Genomic DNA, 15,824 nt, shown 5'->3' with positions numbered 1-15,824 from the left:
CGGGGAGCAGGGTGCTGGATACGGGATTGCAGGCGCGGGTCATCGAGGTCGCCGACCTCAACACCGCCGAGCGCGCGCGCTGGAACGCCCTGCGCGCCGCCGAGCCGGTGCTGGGCGGTCCGTACTTCGATCTCCGCTATGTCGAGGCGGCCGCGGCCTGCGCGCCCGGCTCGCGGATCGCCGTGCTGGAGCGCGGCGACCGCATCGTCGGCTTCCTGCCCTTCCAACGCCGCGGTTCGTCGATCCAGCCGCTCGGCGCGCCGATGAGCGATTTCCACGGCCTGATCGCCGAGCCCGATGTCTGCCTGCCCGCCGTGCTGGCGCTGCTGGGCGTCGAGCGGATGCGGGTCAGCGGCCTGATCTCGCCCGTGCCCCTGCCTGAACTTTCCGTGCGCTACGCCATGGCCGCCGACCTGTCGGCCGGCTTCGAGGCCTATCAGGCCACGCGCAGTTCCGCCTTCCTGAAGGACAAGCGCCGCCGCGCCCGCGCCCTGGAGCGCGATCACGGCCAGATGGTCTTCACCTTCGAGCGGCCGGCGCTGGATCTGCTGGCCTGGCTGGTGGCCCAGAAGCGCGCCCAGATCCGTCGCACCCACCAGCATGACATCTTCGCCTGCGGCTGGACCATCGATCTCCTGAACCGCCTGGCCGAGTCCGAGGCCGATGACTTCGGCCTGCGCCTGGCCGTGCTGCGCGCCGGCGGGACGATCGTGGCGGCCGAGCTCGGCCTGACCGCCGGCGACCGTCATCACCTGTGGTTCCCGATCTACGACCCGGCCTTCGCGCGATACTCGCCGGGCGCCTTGATGACGCTGGAGACCCTGCGGGTCGCGGCCGAGCGCGGGATCGCCCGCGTCGACTTCGGGCCCAGCGAGGAAGCCTACAAGGAAGACTTCGCCGTGCCGATGGAGCCGGTGCTGGAGGGCGCGGTGGCCATGCGGCCGTCGCTGATGACCCACCTGCGCGGCGCGCCTGGCGTCGAGCGCATCGACGAGGTCGGCAAGCGTCTGGCCCGCCGTCTTGACCGCATCGCCGCCTGCGAGCCTGGCCTGATCGGCCAGGTCAAGGGCGGCGCCAGTTTCGTCACCGGCCTTGGCCGGCGTCACCCGGCCGTCGGGGCCGGGATCGGCGTCGGCATCGGCCTCGGCTTGAGTCTCGGCCTGCTGGCCGACTGAGGGAGGAGTAAGGCTTATGACCCGTCTCGTCGCGCCCTGGTCGGACGACCAGATCCAGGCCTTTCGCAAGGCCCCGATCACCTTCCGCCACAACCTCGCCGAAACAGGCCTGTTCGACGACGACGCCCTGGCGCGCCTGCTCGACGCCTATCCGGCCGAGCTCTACGACATCAACCTGTTCGACTTCGACGCCGAGGGGCAGGCGACCATGCGCACCGGCGCGCGCGGGCGGTTGCCGGGGCGCGAGGTGCTGGAAGGCGTCAAGCAGGGCCGCATCTGGGTGCAGCTGCGCCGGGCCGAGGCCTGGTATCCGGCCCTGACCCCGCTGATGAAGCAGGCCTTCGACGAGATCGCGGGCGAGGCGAGGGGCTTTTCCCCCGTCCAGCTGAACGGCCAGCTGATCATGTCGGCCCCGGGCGCCAAGGTGCCGTTCCACGCCGACGCGCCGGGCGTCATCCTGTTCCACCTGCGCGGCCGCAAGCGGATCTGGATCTATCCGGTCGACGAGGCCCACATGCCCCAGCAGGGCATGGAGAACATCATGCTCAAGCAGCAGACCGAGGACCTGCCGTACAGTCGCGACATGGACGCGGCCGCGACGGTGTTCGACCTGGAGCCGGGCATGGCCGCTAGCTGGCCGCTGCATGCGCCGCACCGGATCGAGAACCTCGGCACCTTCAACGTCTCGCTGTCGGTGGACTACCAGACCTGGGGCTCGCGCCTGACCAACGGCGCCCACTTCGCCAACGGCATGCTGCGCCGCTGGGGCCTGCCGGTGGCGGCCATGGACAAGACGCCGATGGCGGCGCGCGCGGGCCTCTGGGCGGCTTCGCTGGGCCTCAAGCGGCTGGGCCTGGTCGAGGACAGGATCAAGGGTTTCGAGCGCAGCTTCGAGATCGGCGACGCCCAGAAGGCGGCCTGACGCGGTTCGTGACAACAGCGTCATGACCTCGAATTAAGTCGTGCGGCGCGGCCTCGCCGACTAGCGTTCCCTCAACGCAAAGCCATCCGAGGGGACTTAAAGATGCGCGCAATCATCAGCCTGGCCGCCGGCGCGGCCGTTGTCGCCCTGGCCGGCGCGGCCGCCGCCGAGCCGACGGTCAAGATCAAGGACGCCGTCGCCCGCGTCACCATCATTCCCGAAGCCCGTAGCGACGTGAAGGTCGAGTTCCTGACCACCAATGGCGGCCTGCCGCTGGAAGTGCGCAAGGTGGGCAGCCAGACGATCATCGACGGCAACCTGCGCCTCAAGCGCATCCAGAGCTGCAACAGCCGGGGCGAGGGCTCCGCGGTCCGGGTGCGCGATCTCGGCGAGGTCCAGTGGAAGGATATCCCGCAAGTGGCCATCCGTGTGCCGATGAACGTCTCGGTCGGGGCTTCGGGCGCGGTCTATGGCAGTGTTGGCCGTAGCGACAGCGTCGAGCTGGCCAACGCCGGCTGCGGGGATTGGACCATCGCCAACACCCGGGGCAAGCTGGAGATCAGCCTGGCGGGCTCGGGCGACACCAAGGCCGGCAGCGCCGCCAAGGCCGAGATCAACCTGGCCGGCTCGGGCGACATCAGCCTGCAGGACGTGTCGGACCTTGAGGTTTCGATCGCCGGCTCGGGCGATGTGAAGGCCGCGTCGCTGCGCGGCGGCGATCTCGACGTCAGCATCGCCGGTTCGGGCGGGGTGAAGATCACCGGCGGCCGGGCCCGCGACATCGACGTCAGCATCATGGGCTCGGGCGACGTGAACTTCGGCGGCGAGGCCGACCGGGTGTCGCTGTCGGTGGCCGGCTCGGGCGACATCCGCGTGGCCAAGGTCAATGGCTCGGTCAAGAAGTCGGCCATGGGCTCGGGCAACATCTATATCGGCCAGTAGCCCAGCGAACCGGGGGCGCCGTTCGGCGCACATCGGTACATATATATAAAAGAGAACGCCCCCGGAGCTTTCGCTTCGGGGGCGTCTTGCTTTCGTCGGAACCCGCCCGGGTAGGAGGGGGAGGGCGGGTCCCTTGAAACGCTGTCCGTGATCTTCCGGTGGGCGCCGGAAGATCACGAAGCTTCCGGCTTAGCGGACCAGGAAGCCGAACAGGTCGCTGCCGGTGGCCAGGTCGGCGCCAGCGGCGTTGCGGGCCTTCAGGCTGCCGCCGAAGGTGTAGCGCAGGCCAACCTTCACGGCGTCCGACTTCAGGTCGGCCAGGTCATCGGCTTCGCTGTGGGTGTACTTGGCGAAGGTCGACCAGCCGGTGTTGGCGAACTTGTATTCGCCACCGACGTTGATGTCCCAGATGTCGGCGTCGACGAGGCCATCGACGTTCGACCAGCCGAGGCCGGCGTCCAGACGGAAGTCGTCCGAGACGAAGTAGTTGGCGCCGGCGCGGACGGTCCACAGGTCGGCGTCCAGGTCGTTCGACTGACCGTAGGCGGCGAGACCCGTCAGGGTCACGTTGCCGAGGTACTTCTGGGCTTCGCCGCCGACGGCCCACAGGGTGTCGTTCGACGGGCGCGACAGGGCGGTGAAGCCGCCGATGCGCAGGCCGTTGCCGACGACGGTCGTGGCGTGCACGGCGCCGGTGGCGACGGTGCGTTGCGAGACGTCGCTGTCGGCGATCGAGACGTCGGCGGCGCCGGTGATCGTCCACGAACCGGTCGGGATGGCGACCGAGCCGTCGATGACGACCGAGGTGCCGTCGGCGTCGCCGGCGCGGGTGTCGATGTTGTTGTAGTCAACGGCGGCGCCGACCGAACCGATGTTCTGGGCGAAAGCGGGAGCCGAGACGGCGACGGCCAGCACGGCGGCGGCGGCGAACAGTTGGGTCTTCATAGTGGGTAATCCCCTTACTCATGTGGTCTCGACGGCGGGCGGTCGTTTTGGGGAGGGCCTCCCTACCGTCGAGCGGGGCGGATCTATGAAGGTTCGATGACGGCCGCAAGGCTCTGTCAGACCGTTCGGGGCGTTATGGTGCGCAAATACTACACTTGCAGGAACGAATTGAGTTTCTATACGCGCGGGTCGCGCACAAAGATTGTGTGTATCGGGCTCAAGTCGGTGAACATTGCTTTTTGGTCAGCCGCGTTTTGGCCATAAGTGTTAAGCCGCCGTGGTCGAGGCGAGGGCTTTACGTCTTGTTAAACAAGCCGGCGCGAAAGCCCGTCGGGACCGCTTGACGAAACCGATTCAGGCACGTAAAAGCGCCCCTCTGTTGGACCGGCTGTGAGCTCTAGGGCTCAAACGCGGTTCGCAAGCGACCCGTAACCAGGCGTCCTTCTCATCCAGAGGAGGGTTCTCCTCGGAGGACGGCGTGGTTGCGGATCACCGGCCCTCGCAAGCGATTGCGCGGGCCAATTTGTTTTGCGGACGCTGCGTTCGGACGTCTCGAAAGAGGAGTCCGGGTTGGTCTTTGAAATGGTTCGAGACGCGGGCGCAGCCCACTAGGAAACCGAGCGATATGGATCGTCAGAACATCCGCATCCGGCTCAAGGCCTTCGATCACCGCGTGTTGGATCATTCCACGCGCGAGATCGTGAACACGGCCAAGCGCACGGGTGCGACGGTGCGGGGCCCCATCCCCCTGCCCACGCTTATCGAAAAATTCACCGTCAACCGTTCGCCGCACGTCGACAAGAAGTCGCGCGAGCAGTTCGAGATCCGTACGCACAAGCGCGTCCTCGACATCGTTGACCCGACTCCGCAGACCGTGGACGCGCTGATGAAGCTCGACCTGTCGGCCGGCGTTGACGTCGAAATCAAGCTGTAAGGAGGGCCGAACTGATGACTCTCCCCGCTAACCGCACCGGCCTGATCGCCAAGAAGCTCGGCATGACCCGCTTCTTCGACGACGCCGGTCAGCACGTGCCGGTCACCGTCCTGTCGCTCGACGGTTGCCAGGTCGTGGCTCAGCGCACCGTCGAGAAGGACGGTTACACCGCCCTGCAACTCGGCGCCGGCGCCAAGAAGCCCAAGAACACCTCGAAGGCCGAGCGCGGCCACTTCGGCAAGAACTCGGTCGAGCCCAAGCGGGTCGTCGCCGAATTCCGCGTCGACGAAGCTGCTCTGATCGAAGTGGGCGCGGAATTCACCGCCGACCACTACGTCGCCGGCCAGAAGGTCGACATCCAGGGCGTCACCGTCGGTAAGGGTTTCGCCGGCGCCATGAAGCGCTGGAACTTCGGTGGTCTCCGCGCCACCCACGGTGTCTCGGTCTCGCACCGTTCGCACGGTTCGACCGGTAACCGCCAGGATCCGGGCCGTACGTTCCCGGGCAAGAAGATGGCTGGTCACCTCGGTCAAGAAACCGTCACCACCCTCAACGTCACCGTCTGGAAGGTCGACGTCGAGCGCGGCCTGATCCTGGTCAAGGGCGCCGTCCCGGGCCACGAAGGCAGCTACGTGAAGATCCGCGACGCCGTGAAGAAGGCCGCTCCGGCCGATCTGCCGCGTCCGGGCGCCTTCCGTAAGGCTGGCGAAGCCGCTCCGGCTGCTGAAACCCCCGCTGAAGAGGCCCCCGCGGCGACGACCGAAGAGGGCGAAGGCTAATGAAACTCGACGTCATCAAACTTGACGGCGGCAAGGCCGGCTCCCTGGATCTCGACGACGCCATCTTCGGCATCGAAGACATCCGCGGCGACATCCTGCAGCGCGTCGTCACCTGGCAGCTGGCCAAGCGCCGCTCGGGCAACCACAAGATTCAAGTCCGCAACGAGGTCTCTCGTACGGGCAAGAAGATGTACAAGCAGAAGGGCACCGGCGGCGCTCGTCACGGCTCGCGTCGTGCGGCTCAGTTCGTCGGCGGCGCCAAGGCTCACGGCCCGGTCGTCCGCAGCCACGCTTTCGACCTGCCGAAGAAGATCCGGGCCCTGGCTCTGCGCCATGCCCTGTCCTCGAAGGCCAAGGCCGGTTCGCTGGTCGTGCTCGACAGCGCCGTTCTGACCGAAGCCAAGACGGCCGCCCTGCGCGCCAACTTCGACAAGATCGGTCTGAAGAACGCGCTGGTCATCGCCGGTCCGGAAGTGGACGCGAACTTCAAGCTCGCCGCCCGCAACATTCCGAACGTGGACGTGCTGCCGAACGCCGGCCTGAACGTCTACGACGTGCTGCGTCGCCACACCCTGGTCCTGACCAAGGACGCGGTGGAAGCGATCTCGGCTCGTTTCGCTGAGAAGGAAGCCGCGTAATGGCCGCTACCGCCCGCCACTACGACACGATCCTGTCGCCGGTGATCACCGAAAAGACGACCCTGCTCAGCGAGCAGAACAAGGTCGTCTTCAAGGTGGCCGCCGATGCGTCGAAGGACGAAATCGCCGCCGCAGTCGAAGAGCTGTTCAAGGTCAAGGTCACCAAGGTCAACACCCTGGTCACCAAGGGCAAGACCAAGCGCTTCCGTGGCATCGTCGGTCGCCGCACCGACGTCAAGAAAGCGATCGTGACCCTGGCCGAAGGCCAGTCGATCGACATCACGACGGGGCTCTAAGACATGGCCTTGAAGCACTTTAACCCGACCAGCCCCGGCCAACGCGGCCTGGTGCTGATCGATCGCAGCGAACTCCACAAGGGTCGCCCGGAAAAGAAGCTCGTCGAGGGCCTCTCCAAGTCGGGCGGTCGTGGCGGCAACGGCCGTATCGCCGTTCGCTTCCGCGGCGGCGGCGCCAAGCGCCTCTACCGTCTGGTGGACTTCAAGCGTCGTAAGCAAGGCACGGCCACGGTCGTTCGCCTCGAGTACGATCCCAACCGCACCGCGTTCATCGCCCTGATCAAGTATCAGGACGGCGAACTGGCCTACATCCTGGCCCCGCAACGCCTCAAGGCCGGCGACGAAGTCGTCACCGCCGAAAAGGTCGACGTGAAGCCGGGCAACGCCTCGCCGCTGCGTACGCTGCCGATCGGCACGATCATTCACAACGTCGAGCTGAAGCCCGCCAAGGGCGGTCAGATCGCCCGTTCGGCTGGCGCCTACGCCCAGCTGGTCGGTCGTGACGCCGGCTACGCCCAGATCCGCCTGAACTCGGGCGAGCTGCGCATGGTCCTCGACACCTGCATGGCCACCGTCGGCGCGGTTTCGAACCCCGACCACATGAACGAAAACCTCGGCAAGGCCGGTCGTGTTCGTCACATGGGTCGTCGCCCGCACGTCCGCGGCGTTGCCATGAACCCGGTCGACCACCCCCACGGTGGTGGTGAAGGCCGCACCTCGGGCGGTCGCCACCCGGTGACCCCGGCTGGTAAGCCGACCAAGGGCGCCAAGACCCGCGTCAACAAGGCCACGGACAAGTTCATCATCCGTTCGCGCCACAAAGCGAAGAAGGGCCGCTAAGCCATGACCCGCTCCGTCTGGAAAGGCCCGTTTGTCGACGGGTACCTCCTGAAGAAGGCCGACGCCGCTCTCGCGTCGGGCCGCAAGGACGTCATCAAGACCTGGTCGCGTCGTTCGACCATCATGCCGCAGTTCGTCGGCCTGGTGTTCGGCGTGCACAACGGCCAGAAGCACGTCCCGGTCTCCGTGTCGGAAGACATGGTCGGCATGAAGTTCGGCGAGTTCGCTCCCACGCGTAACTTCCCGGGCCACGCCGCCGACAAGAAGGCCAAGAGGAAGTAATCATGGCCAAGCAAAAGCAAGCTCGCCGCCTGGAAGGCGTTGAGGCGATGGCTAAGGTGCGCACCCTGCGCACCAGCCCGCGCAAGCTGAACCTGGTCGCTCAGTCCATCCGTGGCCTGAACGTCCAGCGCGCTCTTAACGAGCTCGAATTCAGCCACAAGCGTATCGCCCAAGACGTCCGCAAGGCGCTGTACTCGGCGATTTCGAACGCCGAGAACAACCACAACCTCGACATCGACTCCCTGGTCGTCGCCGAGGCCTATGTGGGCAAGAACCTGGTGATGAAGCGCTTCTCGCCCCGCGCCCGCGGTCGTGCGACGCGCGTGGAAAAGCCGTTCTCCGAGATCACGATCGTGGTCCGCGAACTGGGTGAGGCCGCCTAATGGGTCAGAAAGTCAATCCGGTCGGGCTGCGGCTCGGCGTGAACCGCACCTGGGACAGCCGTTGGTTCTCCGACGGCGACCAGTACGGCAAGATGCTGCACCAGGACCTGGCCATCCGCGCCGCCCTGAAGAAGCGCCTGTATCAAGCTGGCGTCTCGCGCATCATCATCGAGCGTCCGCACAAGAAGTGCCGCATCACGATCTATGCCGCTCGTCCGGGCGTCATCATCGGCAAGAAGGGCGCTGACATCGAGAAGCTCCGCAAGGACCTCTCGGTGATGACCGAAGGCGAAGTCCACCTGAACATCGTCGAGATCCGCAAGCCGGAAACCGACGCTCAGCTGGTCGCCGAGTCCATCGCTCAGCAACTCGAGCGCCGGATCGCCTTCCGTCGTGCGATGAAGCGTTCGATCCAGTCGGCCGTGCGTCTCGGCGCCAAGGGCGTCCGGATCAACGTCTCGGGCCGCCTCGGCGGCGCCGAAATCGCCCGCATGGAATGGTACCGCGAAGGTCGCGTTCCGCTGCACACCCTGCGCGCGGACATCGACTACGGTTTCGCTGAAGCCAAGACCACCTACGGCATCATCGGCGTGAAGACCTGGATCTTCAAAGGCGAAGTGCTGGAGCATGACCCGATGGCGCTGGACAAGCGTCTCGCTTCCGAATCCGGCCCGGCCGGTGAAGGCGGTGGACGTGAGCGCGGCGATCGCCCGGACCGCGGCGACCGCGGCCGCCGCAATCGGGACTAAGGATAGAGCGCTATGCTGTCACCGAAGAAAACCAAGTTCCGCAAGCAGTTCAAGGGCCGTATCCACGGCGCCTCGAAGGGCGGCACCCTGCTGAACTTCGGCTCCTACGGCCTCAAGGCCGTTGAGCCGGAGCGCATCACGGCTCGCCAGATCGAAGCTGCTCGTCGCGCCATCACCCGCCAGATGAAGCGTCAAGGCCGCGTCTGGATCCGTATCTTCCCGGACGTGCCGGTCACCGGCAAGCCGGCCGAAGTCCGGATGGGTAAGGGCAAGGGCGCCGTCGACTACTGGGCCGCTCGCGTGGCCCCCGGCCGCATCATGTTCGAAATCGACGGCGTGCCGGACGATATCGCGCGTGAAGCGCTGCGCCTCGGCGCGGCCAAGCTGCCGATCCGCACTCGTGTGGTCACCCGCCTCGACGCGGGCGTGGCCGTGGAGGCTTGAGGCTCATGAAGATCGCCGAAATCCGGGGCCTGACCCCCGATCAACTCGCCGAAACCCTGATCAACCTGAAGAAAGAGCAGTTCAACCTGCGCTTCCAGGCCGCCACGGGTCAGGTCGAGAAGACCCACCGCGTGAACGAAATCCGCAAGGATATCGCGCGGATCAAGACCGTGCTGCGCGCCAAGGCCGCGGCGTAAGGAGAACGATATGCCCAAGCGTATCCTCGAAGGGGTCGTCGTCTCCGATAAGGGTGACAAGACCGTTGTGGTGAAGGTGGAACGCACCATCGTTCACCCCCTTCTGAAGAAGATCGTGCGCCGCTCTAAGAAGTACCACGCGCACGACGAAGCCAATGTGTACAAGACGGGCGAAACCATTCGCATCGTCGAGTGCGCTCCGAAGTCCAAGCTGAAGACCTGGGAAGTGCTTCCCAAGGCTTCGGCCTAAGTCTGGAAGGTCTAAACCATGATCCAGATGCAAACTAACCTGGACGTCGCCGACAACTCTGGCGCTCGCCGGGTCATGTGCATCAAGGTGTTGGGCGGCGCAGGCCGTCGCTACGCCAGCGTTGGCGACGTCATCGTCGTCTCCGTGAAGGAAGCCATCCCGCGCGGTCGCGTGAAGAAGGGTGACGTTCTGCGCGCCGTCGTGGTTCGCGTGAACCAAGGCCTGAAGCGCAAAGACGGTTCGATGATCCGCTTCGACAAGAACGCGGCCGTCATCGTCAACAAGCAGAGCGAGCCGGTCGGCACGCGGATCTTCGGCCCGGTTCCCCGTGAACTGCGCGCCAAGAACCACATGAAGATCATCTCCCTCGCGCCGGAGGTGCTGTAATGGCTGCTAAGATCAAGAAGGGCGACCGCGTCGTCGTTCTCGCCGGCAAGGACAAGGGCAAGCAAGGCGCTGTGACCCAAGTCCTGCCGAAGGAAAACCGGGTTGTCGTGGAGGGCGTGAACATGGTCGCCCGCCACACCAAGCCGACCCAAGCCGACCCCCAGGGCGGCATCAAGCACAAGGAAGCCGCGCTGCACGTCTCGAACGTCGCCGTCGTGGATTCCAACGGCAAGGCCACCCGCGTCGGCTTCAAGATCGAAGGCGACAAGAAGGTGCGCGTCGCCAAGACGACCGGCGAGGTGATCAATGGCTGATCAAGCTTACGAGCCCCGGCTGAAGACCGTCTACCGCGAGCGCATCCGCGCCGCGCTGAAGGAGCAGTTCGGCTACACCAACGAGATGCAGATCCCCAAGCTGGACAAGATCGTCCTGAACATGGGTATCGGCGAAGCGGTGGCCGACTCCAAGAAGGCTCAGCTGGCCCTGAAGGAACTGGAAGCGATCGCCGGCCAAAAGCCCGTCGCGACCCGCGCCCGCAAGTCCATCGCCGGCTTCAAGCTGCGCGAAGGCATGGTGGTCGGCGCGAAGGTCACCCTTCGCAAGGACCGGATGTTTGAATTCCTCGACCGCCTGGTCACGATCGCGCTGCCGCGCGTGAAGGACTTCCGTGGTCTGAACGGCAAGAGCTTCGACGGCCGTGGCAACTACGCCATGGGCCTGAAGGAGCACCTGGTGTTCCCGGAAATCAACTATGACCAGATCGAACAGATCTGGGGCATGGACATCATCGTCTGCACCACTGCGAAGTCCGACCAGGAGGCCAAGGCTCTCCTGAAGGAATTCCAGTTCCCGTTCGTCAACTAAGAGAGCGGGAAGGGAAAGAAACCATGGCCAAGAAAAGCGCCGTCAACCGCAACGAAGCCGTCAAGGCTCTCGTCAAGCAATACGCCGAGAAGCGCGCCGCGCTGAAGGCGATCGCCAACGACGAGACCCTGCCGCTCGAGGAACGCTTCGAGGCTCGCCTCAAGCTGGCTAAGCTGCCCCGCAGCAGCTCGCCGATCCGCATCCGCAACCGCTGCGAAGTCACGGGCCGTCCGCGCGCCTATTACCGCAAGCTTAAGATGAGCCGTGTGGCCCTTCGCGAACTCGGTTCGCAAGGCCTGATCCCCGGCCTCGTCAAGTCGAGCTGGTGAGGACGATCAGATGTCGATGAACGACCCCCTGAGCGACATGATCGCTCGCATCAAGAACGCCGCCCTGCGCAAGCGCAACAAGGTCTCGACGCCGGCTTCCAAGCTGCGCGCCCGCGTCCTCGACGTGCTGGCCGACGAGGGTTACATCCGCGGCTACTCGCTGGTCGAGAAGCCCGGCGCGTTCCCCGAATTCGAGATCGAGCTCAAGTACTTCGACGGTGAGCCCGTGATCGCCGAGATCAGCCGCGTGTCCAAGCCTGGCCGTCGCGTCTATTCGTCGATCAAGGACCTCAAGCCGATCAAGAACGGCCTGGGCATCTCGATCCTGTCGACGCCGAAGGGCGTCATGTCGGACACCGCCGCGCGCGACGCTAACGTCGGCGGCGAAGTCCTCTGCCGCGTCTACTAGGCGCGGGAGGGAAAGAGCATGTCACGTATCGGTAAGAAAGCCGTCGCAATCCCCTCGGGCGTGCAAGTCACGCTCGCGGGTCAGACGGTCACGGTAAAGGGCCCGAAGGGTCAGCTGTCGTGGACGATCGCCGACGAAGTCGAAGTCAAGCAAGAGGGCTCCGAGCTCCTGCTGACTCCGCGCGTCGACACGAAGCGCGCCAAGGGCATGTGGGGTCTGTCCCGCACGCTGGTGGCCAACATGGTGCACGGTGTCACCACCGGCTTCGAGGAAAACCTCGAGCTGGTCGGCGTCGGTTACCGCGCGGCCATGAAGGGCACCGCCCTCAGCCTCCAACTCGGTTTCAGCCACGATGTGGACGTTGAGGCTCCGGCCGGCGTCACCTTCGCTGTGCCGAAGCAAACCGAAATCAAGATCGCCGGCATCGACAAGCAGGCGGTCGGCGAGATTGCCGCGAAGATTCGTCGCATTCGTCCGCCTGAGCCCTACAAGGGCAAGGGCGTGCGCTATGCTGGCGAGAAGGTTCGCCGCAAGGAAGGCAAGAAGAAGTAAGCCATGGCGCTCTCTCCTCGTGAATCGGCGGCCAAGCGCGCTCAGCGCAACCGGACCCGCCTCAAGTCGCTGGCCAACGGCCGTCCGCGTCTGTCGGTCTTCCGCTCGTCCAAGAACATCTACGCCCAGGTCATCGATGATGAACGCGGCGTGACCCTGGCGTCGGCTTCCACCCTGGAAGCCGAAGGCAAGGGCGCGGATAAGGACGCTGCGGCCGCCGTCGGCAAGCTCGTCGCCGAGCGCGCGATCGAAAAGGGCGTCAAGGACGTCGTCTTCGATCGTGGCGGCTACATCTTCCACGGACGGGTGAAAGCCCTGGCCGACGCCGCGCGCGAAGCCGGCCTGAACTTCTAAGGGAAACACAATGGCTCGTGGTGACCAACAGCGCGGTGAAGGCGGTCAACGCCGTGACCGTCGCGACCGCAACGCCCCCGAAGAGCGGGTCGACAGCGACATCGTCGAAAAGCTCGTCCACATCAACCGCGTCGCCGCCACCGTGAAGGGCGGCCGTCGCTTCAGCTTCGCCGCTCTGATGGTCGTTGGCGACCAAAAGGGCCGCGTCGGCTTCGGTCATGGCAAGGCGCGTGAAGTGCCGGAAGCCATCCGCAAGGCGACCGAAGAAGCCAAGAAGACCATGATCCGCGTCCCGCTCCGCGAGTCGCGCACCCTGCACCACGACGGCGCTGGCCGTTGGGGCGCTGGCAAGGTCATGATGCGCGCTGCCCCTCCCGGCACGGGCGTCATCGCCGGTGGTCCGATGCGCGCGGTTCTCGAAACCCTGGGCGTCCAGGACGTCGTGGCCAAGTCGACGGGTTCCTCGAACCCGTACAACATGGTGCGCGCCACGTTCGAAGCCCTGAAGGTGCAGTCGTCGCCCCGCCAGATCGCCGCCAAGCGCGGCAAGAAGGTTGGCGACATCCTCGGCCGTCGCGCCGACGGCGCTTCGTCGCCGGAAGCCATCGAGGGCTAAGTCATGGCTGAAGCTAAGCAAGTCACGGTCCGCCAAACGGGCAGCCCGATCCGTCGTGAAAAGGACCAGCGCGCCACGCTCGCCGGTCTGGGTCTCAACAAGCTGGGCCGCGTGTCCACGCTCGAAGACACCCCGTCGGTCCGCGGCATGATCCGCAAGGTCGCGCACCTGCTGGAAATCGTCGAGTAAGTCTGTTACACGACGACCCAAGATCGCCACCCCGGTGAAAACCGGGGTGGTTTTCGTTTGAAGAAACCGCCCGAAAGGGCAGCCGAGTCCGGCCATCTGGCCGGGCGCAGATCTCCAAGGAGAGGCACATATGACCAAGCTGAACGAACTGGCTCCGGCTCCCGGCTCCACCAAGGGCCGCATGCGCGTCGGCCGCGGCCCGGGCTCGGGCAAGGGCAAGACCGCCGGTCGCGGTGTGAAGGGCCAGAAGGCGCGCTCGGGCGTCGCCATCAACGGCTTCGAAGGCGGCCAGATGCCGCTGCACATGCGCATGCCGAAGCGCGGCTTCAACAACCCCTTCCGCCTCGAGTTCGCCGAAGTGAACCTGTGGCGCCTGGAACAAGCCGTCGAAGCCGGCAAGCTGAAGGCCGGCGCTGAAGTCTCGGTCGCCGACCTGGTCGCCGCCGGCGTCATCCGTCGCGAGCTCGACGGCGTGAAGCTGCTGGGCAAGGGCGAGATCAAGTCGGCCCTGAAGCTGACCGTCTACTCGGCCACCGAAGCCGCCATCAAGGCCGTCGAGGCCGCCGGTGGTTCGGTCACCGTGACCAAGAAGGCCAAGGCGCAAGCCGAAGCCTAAGACCACAGAGTCATCCCGGGCCGTCTCGCCAGATCGTCCTGGCTGACGGCGCGGGAGCCGGGCGGGGTAGGGGCCTTTGCGCACCAATCCGCCATAAAGCCCCATCGGGATGACGTTCTTTCGAGGCTCGCCGTGACATCACGGCGAGCCTCACCTATGTGTGGCTCCGCACTGGGGCCTAAGCCATGAGCGTCGGCGATTCCGCCGATCTCCGGCCGGGCCCCGTACAATACTTGGAGCGCGCTTCGCTTCGTCAGTTACGACGAACCGGCCGCGCTCTCGTCGTGGGGAATTGAATGGCCTCGGCCGCCGAACAGCTCGCAGCCAATATGAACTTCGGGTCCTTCCAGAAGGCCACCGAACTTCACAAGCGCATCTGGTTTACGCTTATCGCCCTGGTGGTGTTCCGCCTGGGCACCTACGTGCCGATCCCGGGCATCAACCCGGACGCCTTCGCCAGCGCCTTCGCCGGCCAGTCGAAGGGCATCCTGGGCATGTTCAACATGTTCTCGGGCGGCGCCGTCGAGCGGATGGCCATCTTCTCGCTGAACGTGATGCCCTACATCAGCGCCTCGATCATCGTGCAGCTGATGGGTTCGGTGTATCCGCCGTGGGAAAAGCTGAAGAAGGAAGGCGGCGAAGCCGGCCGCAAGACCCTCAACCAGTATACCCGCTACCTGGCCGTCATCCTGGCCCTGGTGCAGTCGTTCTCGATCGCCGTCGGCCTGCAGAGCCAGCCGAACCTGGTCTATTCGGAACTGCCGGGCTGGTTCTTCGTGCTGTCGACCGTGGTCTCGCTGACCGGCGGCACCCTGTTCCTGATGTGGCTGGGCGAACAGATCACCAGCCGCGGCGTGGGCAACGGCGTGTCCCTGATCATCTTCGCCGGCATCGTCGCGGCCCTGCCGCGCGGTCTTGGCCAACTGTTCGTGACCGCCCAGAACACCGGCAACTACTTCCCGCTGATGGTGATCTTCGTGCTCGCCGTGGCGGTGATCTTCGCCATCGTGTTCATGGAGCGCTCGCAGCGCCGTCTGCTGGTGCACTATCCCAAGCGCCAGCAAGGCAACCGCATGGTCGGCGGCGACAGCTCGTTCCTGCCGCTGAAGATCAACACCGCGGGCGTGATCCCGCCGATCTTCGCCTCCAGCTTGCTTCTGCTGCCGACGACCGCCATGCAGTTCCTGAACCCGGCCAACCTGCCCAACTGGGCGCAGTGGCTGCCGCCCGTGGTCGGCGCCATGCAGCACGGCCAGCCGCTGTTCATGGCCAGCTACGCCGGCCTGATCATCTTCTTCTCGTTCTTCTACACCTCGGTGGTGTTCAATCCGGACGAGACGGCCGAGAACCTGCGCAAGTACGGCGGCTTCCTGCCGGGCATCCGTCCGGGCAAGCGCACGGCCGAGTACCTCGACTACGTGCTTACCCGCCTGACGGTGATCGGCGCGGCTTACATCACCGCCGTCTGTCTTTTCCCGGAAATCCTGATGGGCGCTCTTGGCAACAAGAACTTCGCCCTGGGCGGCACCTCGATCCTGATCGTCGTGACCGTGACCATGGACACCGTGGCCCAGATCCAGTCCCACCTGCTGGCGCACCAGTACGAGGGCCTGATCAAGAAGTCGAAATTGCGCGGCGGCCGCGGCGGCCGCTGACGCAAGCGTGAAACCACCCGGAAGCCGGATTGTCACAATCCGGCTTCCGTTTTCTTTGAACGCATTCTAGGTCTGCC

At 65.5% G+C, this 15,824-nt stretch carries 26 protein-coding genes; 25 read left to right on the top strand and 1 reads right to left on the bottom strand.

What is annotated here, in order from left to right; genetic code table 11:
* Positions 1 to 11 precede the first annotated feature (11 nt).
* The 3 genes from V6S85_RS25085 (at position 12) to V6S85_RS25075 (ending at position 3,039) form a co-directional block, all read left to right on the top strand.
* Positions 12 to 1,175: a GNAT family N-acetyltransferase gene (locus V6S85_RS25085; protein ID WP_334350625.1), complete on the top strand. Its 1,164-nt coding sequence runs from the start codon at positions 12 to 14 to the stop codon at positions 1,173 to 1,175.
* Positions 1,176 to 1,191: 16 nt separating this feature from the next.
* Positions 1,192 to 2,097 carry a transcriptional regulator gene (locus V6S85_RS25080; RefSeq protein ID WP_334350624.1) on the top strand — a complete coding sequence of 302 codons (906 nt, stop codon included), beginning with the start codon at positions 1,192 to 1,194 and terminating at the stop codon, positions 2,095 to 2,097.
* Between the two features lie 102 nt (positions 2,098 to 2,199).
* A complete protein-coding gene (locus V6S85_RS25075; protein ID WP_334350623.1) occupies positions 2,200 to 3,039 on the top strand; it encodes a GIN domain-containing protein in 840 nt (279 codons plus the stop codon).
* 189 nt (positions 3,040 to 3,228) lie between these two features.
* On the opposite strand, the gene V6S85_RS25070 is transcribed toward V6S85_RS25075, so the two are convergent.
* The gene (locus V6S85_RS25070) at positions 3,229 to 3,984 is read right to left on the bottom strand and encodes a hypothetical protein (protein ID WP_116489700.1); all 756 of its coding nucleotides are present in this window, start codon (positions 3,982 to 3,984) and stop codon (positions 3,229 to 3,231) included.
* A 625-nt stretch (positions 3,985 to 4,609) separates the two neighbouring features.
* Here V6S85_RS25070 and rpsJ point away from each other — a divergent pair.
* From rpsJ to secY, 22 genes are all read left to right on the top strand, one after another.
* Complete coding sequence (gene rpsJ / locus V6S85_RS25065; RefSeq protein ID WP_004616952.1) at positions 4,610 to 4,918, top strand: 30S ribosomal protein S10; 309 nt, start codon at positions 4,610 to 4,612, stop codon at positions 4,916 to 4,918.
* Between the two features lie 14 nt (positions 4,919 to 4,932).
* Complete coding sequence (rplC, locus tag V6S85_RS25060) at positions 4,933 to 5,697, top strand: 50S ribosomal protein L3 (protein WP_116489699.1); 765 nt, start codon at positions 4,933 to 4,935, stop codon at positions 5,695 to 5,697.
* The gene (rplD, locus tag V6S85_RS25055) at positions 5,697 to 6,335 is read left to right on the top strand and encodes a 50S ribosomal protein L4 (protein WP_116489698.1); all 639 of its coding nucleotides are present in this window, start codon (positions 5,697 to 5,699) and stop codon (positions 6,333 to 6,335) included. Before rplC ends, rplD begins: the two co-directional genes overlap by 1 nt.
* The gene (locus V6S85_RS25050; RefSeq protein ID WP_116489697.1) at positions 6,335 to 6,631 is read left to right on the top strand and encodes a 50S ribosomal protein L23; all 297 of its coding nucleotides are present in this window, start codon (positions 6,335 to 6,337) and stop codon (positions 6,629 to 6,631) included. Before rplD ends, V6S85_RS25050 begins: the two co-directional genes overlap by 1 nt.
* Before the next feature lie 3 nt (positions 6,632 to 6,634).
* Complete coding sequence (gene rplB, locus V6S85_RS25045; RefSeq protein ID WP_058348434.1) at positions 6,635 to 7,471, top strand: 50S ribosomal protein L2; 837 nt, start codon at positions 6,635 to 6,637, stop codon at positions 7,469 to 7,471.
* Between the two features lie 3 nt (positions 7,472 to 7,474).
* Entirely contained in the window at positions 7,475 to 7,753 is a 279-nt protein-coding gene (gene rpsS, locus V6S85_RS25040) for a 30S ribosomal protein S19 (protein ID WP_012285669.1), read from the top strand.
* Positions 7,754 to 7,755: 2 nt separating this feature from the next.
* Entirely contained in the window at positions 7,756 to 8,136 is a 381-nt protein-coding gene (gene rplV, locus V6S85_RS25035) for a 50S ribosomal protein L22 (protein ID WP_116489696.1), read from the top strand.
* A complete protein-coding gene (rpsC, locus tag V6S85_RS25030) occupies positions 8,136 to 8,885 on the top strand; it encodes a 30S ribosomal protein S3 (protein ID WP_058348436.1) in 750 nt (249 codons plus the stop codon). Before rplV ends, rpsC begins: the two co-directional genes overlap by 1 nt.
* Before the next feature lie 12 nt (positions 8,886 to 8,897).
* On the top strand, positions 8,898 to 9,329 hold the full coding sequence (gene rplP, locus V6S85_RS25025; RefSeq protein ID WP_058348437.1) for a 50S ribosomal protein L16: 432 nt from the start codon (positions 8,898 to 8,900) through the stop codon (positions 9,327 to 9,329).
* 5 nt (positions 9,330 to 9,334) lie between these two features.
* On the top strand, positions 9,335 to 9,526 hold the full coding sequence (gene rpmC, locus V6S85_RS25020) for a 50S ribosomal protein L29 (RefSeq protein ID WP_116565462.1): 192 nt from the start codon (positions 9,335 to 9,337) through the stop codon (positions 9,524 to 9,526).
* Between the two features lie 10 nt (positions 9,527 to 9,536).
* Positions 9,537 to 9,776 carry a 30S ribosomal protein S17 gene (gene rpsQ / locus V6S85_RS25015; RefSeq protein ID WP_101715813.1) on the top strand — a complete coding sequence of 80 codons (240 nt, stop codon included), beginning with the start codon at positions 9,537 to 9,539 and terminating at the stop codon, positions 9,774 to 9,776.
* A gap of 18 nt (positions 9,777 to 9,794) precedes the next feature.
* A complete protein-coding gene (gene rplN, locus V6S85_RS25010; RefSeq protein ID WP_058348440.1) occupies positions 9,795 to 10,163 on the top strand; it encodes a 50S ribosomal protein L14 in 369 nt (122 codons plus the stop codon).
* Positions 10,163 to 10,477, top strand: a complete 315-nt coding sequence (gene rplX, locus V6S85_RS25005; RefSeq protein ID WP_101715814.1) for a 50S ribosomal protein L24 — start codon at positions 10,163 to 10,165, stop codon at positions 10,475 to 10,477. Before rplN ends, rplX begins: the two co-directional genes overlap by 1 nt.
* Positions 10,470 to 11,027 (top strand): 50S ribosomal protein L5, encoded by a 558-nt coding sequence (gene rplE, locus V6S85_RS25000; protein ID WP_101719242.1) that lies wholly within the window; start codon positions 10,470 to 10,472, stop codon positions 11,025 to 11,027. Before rplX ends, rplE begins: the two co-directional genes overlap by 8 nt.
* Before the next feature lie 23 nt (positions 11,028 to 11,050).
* Positions 11,051 to 11,356 carry a 30S ribosomal protein S14 gene (gene rpsN, locus V6S85_RS24995; protein ID WP_058348443.1) on the top strand — a complete coding sequence of 102 codons (306 nt, stop codon included), beginning with the start codon at positions 11,051 to 11,053 and terminating at the stop codon, positions 11,354 to 11,356.
* A 10-nt stretch (positions 11,357 to 11,366) separates the two neighbouring features.
* Positions 11,367 to 11,765 carry a 30S ribosomal protein S8 gene (gene rpsH / locus V6S85_RS24990; protein WP_058348444.1) on the top strand — a complete coding sequence of 133 codons (399 nt, stop codon included), beginning with the start codon at positions 11,367 to 11,369 and terminating at the stop codon, positions 11,763 to 11,765.
* A gap of 18 nt (positions 11,766 to 11,783) precedes the next feature.
* Positions 11,784 to 12,317: a 50S ribosomal protein L6 gene (gene rplF / locus V6S85_RS24985; protein WP_116489695.1), complete on the top strand. Its 534-nt coding sequence runs from the start codon at positions 11,784 to 11,786 to the stop codon at positions 12,315 to 12,317.
* Positions 12,318 to 12,320: 3 nt separating this feature from the next.
* Complete coding sequence (gene rplR / locus V6S85_RS24980) at positions 12,321 to 12,671, top strand: 50S ribosomal protein L18 (protein WP_058348446.1); 351 nt, start codon at positions 12,321 to 12,323, stop codon at positions 12,669 to 12,671.
* Between the two features lie 10 nt (positions 12,672 to 12,681).
* The gene (rpsE, locus tag V6S85_RS24975) at positions 12,682 to 13,287 is read left to right on the top strand and encodes a 30S ribosomal protein S5 (protein WP_058348447.1); all 606 of its coding nucleotides are present in this window, start codon (positions 12,682 to 12,684) and stop codon (positions 13,285 to 13,287) included.
* Between the two features lie 3 nt (positions 13,288 to 13,290).
* On the top strand, positions 13,291 to 13,476 hold the full coding sequence (rpmD, locus tag V6S85_RS24970) for a 50S ribosomal protein L30 (protein WP_058348448.1): 186 nt from the start codon (positions 13,291 to 13,293) through the stop codon (positions 13,474 to 13,476).
* A 130-nt stretch (positions 13,477 to 13,606) separates the two neighbouring features.
* Positions 13,607 to 14,092 carry a 50S ribosomal protein L15 gene (gene rplO / locus V6S85_RS24965; RefSeq protein ID WP_116489694.1) on the top strand — a complete coding sequence of 162 codons (486 nt, stop codon included), beginning with the start codon at positions 13,607 to 13,609 and terminating at the stop codon, positions 14,090 to 14,092.
* Between the two features lie 296 nt (positions 14,093 to 14,388).
* On the top strand, positions 14,389 to 15,747 hold the full coding sequence (secY, locus tag V6S85_RS24960) for a preprotein translocase subunit SecY (protein ID WP_116565460.1): 1,359 nt from the start codon (positions 14,389 to 14,391) through the stop codon (positions 15,745 to 15,747).
* The last annotated feature ends 77 nt before the right edge of the window (positions 15,748 to 15,824 follow it).

Source organism: Caulobacter sp. CCNWLW153 (assembly GCF_036889365.1).
Lineage (GTDB): Bacteria > Pseudomonadota > Alphaproteobacteria > Caulobacterales > Caulobacteraceae > Caulobacter > Caulobacter radicis.
Note: the sequence above shows the minus strand (reverse complement) of the source record. Positions and strands in the feature narration are given on the sequence as shown.

Excerpts from the sequence above, each read along its gene's own strand:
- V6S85_RS25080 (WP_334350624.1), top strand. The coding sequence starts at position 1,192 with ATGACCCGTCTCGTCGCGCCCTGGTCGGACGACCAGATCCAGGCCTTT.
- V6S85_RS25075 (WP_334350623.1), top strand. The coding sequence starts at position 2,200 with ATGCGCGCAATCATCAGCCTGGCCGCCGGCGCGGCCGTTGTCGCCCTG.
- V6S85_RS25070 (WP_116489700.1), bottom strand. The coding sequence starts at position 3,984 with ATGAAGACCCAACTGTTCGCCGCCGCCGCCGTGCTGGCCGTCGCCGTC.
- rpsJ (WP_004616952.1), top strand. The coding sequence starts at position 4,610 with ATGGATCGTCAGAACATCCGCATCCGGCTCAAGGCCTTCGATCACCGC.
- rplC (WP_116489699.1), top strand. The coding sequence starts at position 4,933 with ATGACTCTCCCCGCTAACCGCACCGGCCTGATCGCCAAGAAGCTCGGC.
- rplD (WP_116489698.1), top strand. The coding sequence starts at position 5,697 with ATGAAACTCGACGTCATCAAACTTGACGGCGGCAAGGCCGGCTCCCTG.
- V6S85_RS25050 (WP_116489697.1), top strand. The coding sequence starts at position 6,335 with ATGGCCGCTACCGCCCGCCACTACGACACGATCCTGTCGCCGGTGATC.
- rplB (WP_058348434.1), top strand. The coding sequence starts at position 6,635 with ATGGCCTTGAAGCACTTTAACCCGACCAGCCCCGGCCAACGCGGCCTG.
- rpsS (WP_012285669.1), top strand. The coding sequence starts at position 7,475 with ATGACCCGCTCCGTCTGGAAAGGCCCGTTTGTCGACGGGTACCTCCTG.
- rplV (WP_116489696.1), top strand. The coding sequence starts at position 7,756 with ATGGCCAAGCAAAAGCAAGCTCGCCGCCTGGAAGGCGTTGAGGCGATG.
- rpsC (WP_058348436.1), top strand. The coding sequence starts at position 8,136 with ATGGGTCAGAAAGTCAATCCGGTCGGGCTGCGGCTCGGCGTGAACCGC.
- rplP (WP_058348437.1), top strand. The coding sequence starts at position 8,898 with ATGCTGTCACCGAAGAAAACCAAGTTCCGCAAGCAGTTCAAGGGCCGT.
- rpmC (WP_116565462.1), top strand. The coding sequence starts at position 9,335 with ATGAAGATCGCCGAAATCCGGGGCCTGACCCCCGATCAACTCGCCGAA.
- rpsQ (WP_101715813.1), top strand. The coding sequence starts at position 9,537 with ATGCCCAAGCGTATCCTCGAAGGGGTCGTCGTCTCCGATAAGGGTGAC.
- rplN (WP_058348440.1), top strand. The coding sequence starts at position 9,795 with ATGATCCAGATGCAAACTAACCTGGACGTCGCCGACAACTCTGGCGCT.
- rplX (WP_101715814.1), top strand. The coding sequence starts at position 10,163 with ATGGCTGCTAAGATCAAGAAGGGCGACCGCGTCGTCGTTCTCGCCGGC.
- rplE (WP_101719242.1), top strand. The coding sequence starts at position 10,470 with ATGGCTGATCAAGCTTACGAGCCCCGGCTGAAGACCGTCTACCGCGAG.
- rpsN (WP_058348443.1), top strand. The coding sequence starts at position 11,051 with ATGGCCAAGAAAAGCGCCGTCAACCGCAACGAAGCCGTCAAGGCTCTC.
- rpsH (WP_058348444.1), top strand. The coding sequence starts at position 11,367 with ATGTCGATGAACGACCCCCTGAGCGACATGATCGCTCGCATCAAGAAC.
- rplF (WP_116489695.1), top strand. The coding sequence starts at position 11,784 with ATGTCACGTATCGGTAAGAAAGCCGTCGCAATCCCCTCGGGCGTGCAA.
- rplR (WP_058348446.1), top strand. The coding sequence starts at position 12,321 with ATGGCGCTCTCTCCTCGTGAATCGGCGGCCAAGCGCGCTCAGCGCAAC.
- rpsE (WP_058348447.1), top strand. The coding sequence starts at position 12,682 with ATGGCTCGTGGTGACCAACAGCGCGGTGAAGGCGGTCAACGCCGTGAC.
- rpmD (WP_058348448.1), top strand. The coding sequence starts at position 13,291 with ATGGCTGAAGCTAAGCAAGTCACGGTCCGCCAAACGGGCAGCCCGATC.
- rplO (WP_116489694.1), top strand. The coding sequence starts at position 13,607 with ATGACCAAGCTGAACGAACTGGCTCCGGCTCCCGGCTCCACCAAGGGC.
- secY (WP_116565460.1), top strand. The coding sequence starts at position 14,389 with ATGGCCTCGGCCGCCGAACAGCTCGCAGCCAATATGAACTTCGGGTCC.